The sequence below is a fragment of the Longimicrobiaceae bacterium genome (assembly GCA_035936415.1).
Taxonomy (GTDB): Bacteria; Gemmatimonadota; Gemmatimonadetes; order Longimicrobiales; family Longimicrobiaceae; genus JAFAYN01.
Window position 1 is genome coordinate 1 of sequence record DASYWD010000022.1, and the last position, 5582, is coordinate 5582.

Annotated in this window: 2 protein-coding genes; both read left to right on the top strand. The window is 73.6% G+C overall.

The genetic code is table 11. The annotated features are described in order from the left end of the window. Positions 1-3160, top strand: a 3160-nt coding sequence (locus VGR37_00930; GenBank protein HEV2145958.1) for a hypothetical protein, incomplete at its 5' end; no start/stop codon positions are given. Between the two features lie 433 nt (positions 3161-3593). Beyond that, entirely contained in the window at positions 3594-4652 is a 1059-nt protein-coding gene (locus VGR37_00935) for a hypothetical protein (protein HEV2145959.1), read from the top strand. The last annotated feature ends 930 nt before the right edge of the window (positions 4653-5582 follow it).

A 5582-nucleotide genomic window follows, 5' to 3' on the forward strand; every position in this document is an offset into this window, starting at 1 on the left:
GGCGGAGGCCGCCCGCAAGGCCCCGCCGCGCGTGGAGCCGCTGCGCACCGCGGAGGAGCGCGCCGCGGAGGACCGGGGCGCGTTCCTGGACGGGCCGGGAGTGCGGTTCTTCGCCCCGGCGGACGGCACGGTGATCGGGACCAACCGCCTGTACCTGGGCGTCCGCGGCGAGCCCGGCGCCCCGGTGCGGCTGTACGACGGGGAGCGGCTGGTGCAGGAGGCGATGCTGCGCCCGGACGGGAGCTGGGACTTCATCGGGGTGGAGGTGGAGCCGGGCCCGCACCGCTTCCGCGTGTGGACGCTGAACTCGTGGAAGCGCGAGCGCTGGGACAGCGTGGCAGTGCACCGCTCCGGCCCCGCTGCGGCGATCGAGCTCCCGGCGAAGGCGCTCACCCTCCATTCCGGGGCCCCCGCCGCGGAGCGGGTGCGGCTGCGGCTGGTGGACCGCTGGCAGGTCCCGGTGGCGGACACCCCCACCGTGACGCTGCAGGTGCGCGGCGCCGCGGTGGAGGGTGCGGACGTGGACGCCAGCTCCGTGGGGCTGCAGCTCCGCACCGGGGCGGACGGGTGGCTGGAGGTGCCGCTGCGCGGCGGGCGCGAGGTGGGCACGGGCGAGCTGTCGCTGGCGTCCGGCCCCGTGCGCGCCGTGCTCCCGCTGCGCGTCGTCCCCTGGGTCCGCCCGCTGATCGCCACCGGGGTGGCGCAGGTGGGGGTGGGGGCGGCGCCGGAGGCGTTCGGCGCCGTGACGGTGCAGGGCGCGCTGGACGCGGAGACCTCGGTGAGCGTCAGCTGGGACTCGCGCCGCGGCGACCCGGAGCGCGACTTCTTCGGGCGCGGCTACGACCCGCTGGACGAGGGCCGCTACCCCACCTTCGGCGACGCCAGCGAGCGGCGGACGCTGGCCGGGACCACGCAGGCCCTCTCCGCCCGGGTGGAGCGCGGCTTCGACTGGGTGGAGCTGGGCGACGTGCGGACCTCCGGCTTCGGGAGCGACGGCTCGCTGGGGGCGTACCGCCGCGCGCTGACCGGCGTGAGCGGCCGGGTGTCCGCCGGGCCGGTGGCGTGGCACGGCTTCGGGAGCGTGACCGACCAGGCCGTGGACCAGAGGCAGCTCCGCGGCGACGGCAGCTCGGGGCCGTACCGGCTTGGCGCGGGGATCCGCCCCGGCACGGAGCGGGTGGCGATCGAGGTGCGCGCCGCCGACAACGCCGCGCGGGTGGTGGCCCGGCAGGAGCTGGTGCGCTTCGCCGACTACCAGGTGGACTACCTCACCGGCGCCGTGCTCCTGCAGCGCCCGGTCCCCGCCGCGGACCCGCAGGGGAACCCGGTCTTCGTGGTGGCCACGGTGGAGCGGCGCTCCGGCGGCGAAGCGCGCTTCGTGGGCGGGCTGCGCCTGGAGCTGGACGCGGCGCGCTTCCTCTCGCTCCGCGGGGTGGACTCGCTGGGCGTCGGCCTCTTCGGCGTGCACGACGCGGCGGGCGAGGGCACGCTCGCGGGCGGCTTCCCCGGCGCCGCGGCGTCCTCCGACCTGTTCGGCGGGGACTTCCGGGTGCGGAGCGGGCGCTGGTCGGCGGCCGGGGAGCTGCTGTACTCCGCCGGGGACTCCGCGGCCACCGCCGGGCGGGCCGAGGTGTCGGTGACGCTCCCGGGCGACCGGGCGAAGCTGGAGGCCGGGTGGCTGCGCGTGGGCGACGGCTTCTCCGCCTCCGCCAACCCGCGGCTGGTGTCCGCGACCGACGAGGTGCGCGTCGGCGGCGAGGTGAAGCTCCCCACCGGCTCCACGATCCGGCTGCGCCACGAGCGCCAGCAATTCCACGAGTACGGCGTGGAGCGCAGCTCCACCCTCGCGACCGCGGAGCAGGAGGTCGCCGGCCGGAAGCTCCGCGCCGAGGGCGGCCTGACCAGCGACCTGCAGGCCGCGGCGGCGGGCGCCTCGTCGTCCGCGCTGGGCAAGGCGACGCTGGGCGTGAGCCCGGAGATGGAGGTCTGGGTGGAGGGGAGCCGCCCGGTGCGCGCCCCCGAGGGCGCGCCGGTGCGGCCGGACCACGTGGGCGCGGGCGCCTCGTACCGTGTCTTCCCCGGTGTCCGGCTGGAGGGGGCGCACCGCCGGGTCCGCACCGGGCCGGACTCGGCCGCGTACGGGTTCAGCACGCTGGGGATCCGGGTGGAGTCGCTTCCCGGTGGGCGGGTGTGGGGCGACGTGGAGCGGGCCGGGCTGGACGGCGCCGCGCACTCGCTGGCGATGGGGTGGAGCCAGCGCCTGAACGTGCAGGGCGGGTGGGCCGTGACCTCGCTCTTCGAGCGGCGCTTCGGGCTGAGCCATGCCCCGCTGGCGGACCCGCTGCGGGCGCTCCCCTTCGCCCGTCCGGAGCGCGACCGGTGGTCGGCGGGGCTGGGGCTGGAGTGGCTCCCCGCGGACAGCGCGCTGCGATTCAGCGCCCGCGGCGAGGTGCACGACGGCCAGGACCGGAGCGGCTACCGCTTCGACGTGGCGGGCGACGTTCCGCTGGGGCCCTCGATGGCGCTGCTCACCCGGCACGACTGGTCGTCGGACACGTGGCCGGGCGCGGGCGGCGAGCGCCGGACCCGCCGCGACCGCTCACTGGTGGGCTTCGCGCTCCGCCCCGTGGGCTCGGACGAGGTGAACGCGCTCGCCCGGCTGGAGTGGCGCCGTACCGAGGACCCGCTCCTGGGCGGCGACGTGCTCACGCAGGCGCGCGACGGCGAGCGCCTGATCGGCTCGGCGGACGCGGTCTGGGCTCCGGCGGCGGGGACGGAGGTGGCGGGGCGGTACGCGGTACGCTGGAGCCTCACGGGCGACGCACACGCCGGAGCGGGCTCGCTTCGCTCCTTCGCGCACTACCTGGGCGGGCGCTACGGGCAGGCGGTGCGCGGCTCGCTTTCGGCGCGGCTGGACGGGCGGATGCTGCTGGAGGGGACCACCGGAGCCGCCCGGTGGAGCGCGGCGCCGTCGCTGGTGCTGCGGCTCAACCCGCAGCTCGAGCTGGAGGGCGGGTGGCGCGTGGGCGACCTGCGCGACCCGGACTTCTTCGCCCAGGGCGGGAGCGGGCCCTTTGCGGCGCTCGGGATCCGGCTCACGGAGGGGACGCTGGACAGCACGGCGGCGTTCTGGCGGGAGCGGATCCGGCGGGAGGATTGAACGGCGGGTGCGGGAGTGCGGGAGTGCGGGAGTGCGGGAGTGCGAAGTGCGAAGTGCGAAGTGCGAAGTGCGGGACGGCGCCTCTGCCGGAGATCGCGGTGGGGGCGCTGTCGTGTGAGGCCACCGGCGGACGGGCGTGTCGTAGAGCCTTCCGGGAGAGGATAGGGCAGTGCATATTGCGACTTCTACCAAGCCGAAGCGGCTCCACGCCGCGCGTCGCGAACGGGTCCACATCGAGCCCACCTCCACCTCCCTCCCGGAGAGCACGATGTCGAAATGGCTGAATCCTCCGCTGACCGGGCTCCTTCTCGTCCTCTCCGGGCTGGCGGTCTCCGGCTGTGAAAGGGGAGGACCGACCGATCCCCCTCTCCGGGCAGCCGCCTGGTCCGTACCGGCGGAGATTCCCGACGGCGCCGTTCGACCGTGGCCCGCCGTGCTGGTCGCACATGGCACGGAGCTGTACCTGTTGACGCACGCCCACGACCAGTGGGACCGGTGGTCCGACGGGAGCGGGGTCGATCCCGCCGTCAGTGTGGAAAGCCTCGCCCTGCGGACGTGGCGGGCGGGCGCGTGGTCCGCACCGGAGACCGTGGCCGTGGGAGAGCCGGGGGCTCGGCTGTACGGGGCCCTCGCCCGGGATGGCGCGGGCCGGCTGCACGTGATCTGGGGCGAGGCGCGGCACATCCGGGGGGATGCGTTTCACTGGGATTTCGCTGTTCGCCACCGGAGCCGAGGCACGGCCGGGTGGTCGGCCGCGGAGACGCTGCACCAGACCCGTGGAGGACACGGTCCCCCGCCGAACGGTGTCGCCGCGGCGACGGGCTCCGACGGCCGCGTGCACCTGCTGTTCGAGGAGACGCAGCAGCAGTACGACCTGCACGCCGGTACGCAGGCGCGCTTCCTGGTGCAGGACGGCGCTTCATGGGTCTCGCAGCGCTTCCGGGTCGGGACGCACCTGTTCGGGGGGGTGAGCCTGCACAGGTCCGGCGCCTCCGGGCTGGTGGCGCTCTACAACGACACCGGGGACAAGGTCCAGAAGGCGCTGCGGTTCCGCGACGGGCGCTGGCAGGACCCGGTGCCCGGTGGAAGGATGACGTGGCTCAACGTCGACGATCGCAGGGGCAGCATCCACGCCTTCTGGGTGGACGGGACGCTGCGCCATTCGATCTCGGAAAGCGCGACGACGTGGTCCGCCCCCGCGCAGGTGCTTCCTCCCGGCAGCTCGCTCTACCCGAACCAGGTGGTGGTCATCGACAGCCGCAACCGGGCACACCTGATCCATGCCGGCGGCGAGGTACGGGGAGTCCCGGGGTTCGGGCAGGCGCGGTTCGACAAGGGCGCCTGGTCGGTGGTCGACGCTCGACCCGCGGGCGAGAACTTCGACGGGCCGGCCGCGGCCATCGACGCGGAGGACCGCATCCATCTGGTGTGGCGCTCGGGCCGCGGCAAAGAGGGGCGCCTGTACCACTCCATCCTCGACGTCAGCCGCTGAACCGTGAGGTGGTGCCCCTCGCGCCGTGGCGAGGGGCGTTCGACCAGGCTCTGGGGTCTTTTCCGAGCTACGGTCCCGAACTCGTCGGTGAATCTCCGGCGCGTTCGCGTCGAACGAGTTGCCCTGTATCTTCGTGTCGCTCAGCACGTCCCCCGGTGAGCCGCAAATCGTGAACGGGCCGTCTCTCATCCGCGCCATGCACGCGCGCTACACGGCCAGTGGTACCGCACACTGCGCTTCAAGCAGACCGTCACCTGGACCAATCCCGACGGCTCCGCACGCCCGCCGGAGACCTGGGCGGAGTACGCTCTGATTCCCGGCAAGCTGCGCATCGACCTCGTTTCCGGCCTCTTCGACCCGGCCCTGTGGGGCAGTGCGCGCGCATAACGACCGCACTGCGGGCTACATGCAGCCGGCGGCCTTTTAGATGCATCCCCGGCATTCCGTTCGCCCGTTTGGACTTGAACAGCGAGCGAATGTACCGATAAAATTTCCCTTGACAGCCGCCTCGAAACAGACCATTCTCTCTGCGCGTGATCCCTCCGTCCCCTTCGCACGCTCCTCCATGCGCAGCCTCTCCATCGTCACGATCCTCCTCCTGAGCGCCTGTAGTACGGCGACCGTGGGTATGGACCGCTCCATTCACCTGCTCTCCGACAGGCCTGCTCCTCGATCGGGCTGCCGGGTCGTGTTTCAACCGCATCCCCTACCCTCGCTCTCTCAACTGGCCGACTCTGCGGCTCTGCTGAGCGCGGTCGCGGACTATGCAGCGCGTCATCCGCTCAGCGAGGGGAGCATCCGCGCGCTCTACTCAATGGCTTTCGGAAGTATGTACTTGACGAAAACTCCGCAGGGGTGTGTTAAGCCTGTGCAGGCTTAACAGGCGGGCACATAAGCTCCGTATCCTTCCATGCAATCGGGGGGGGGGGG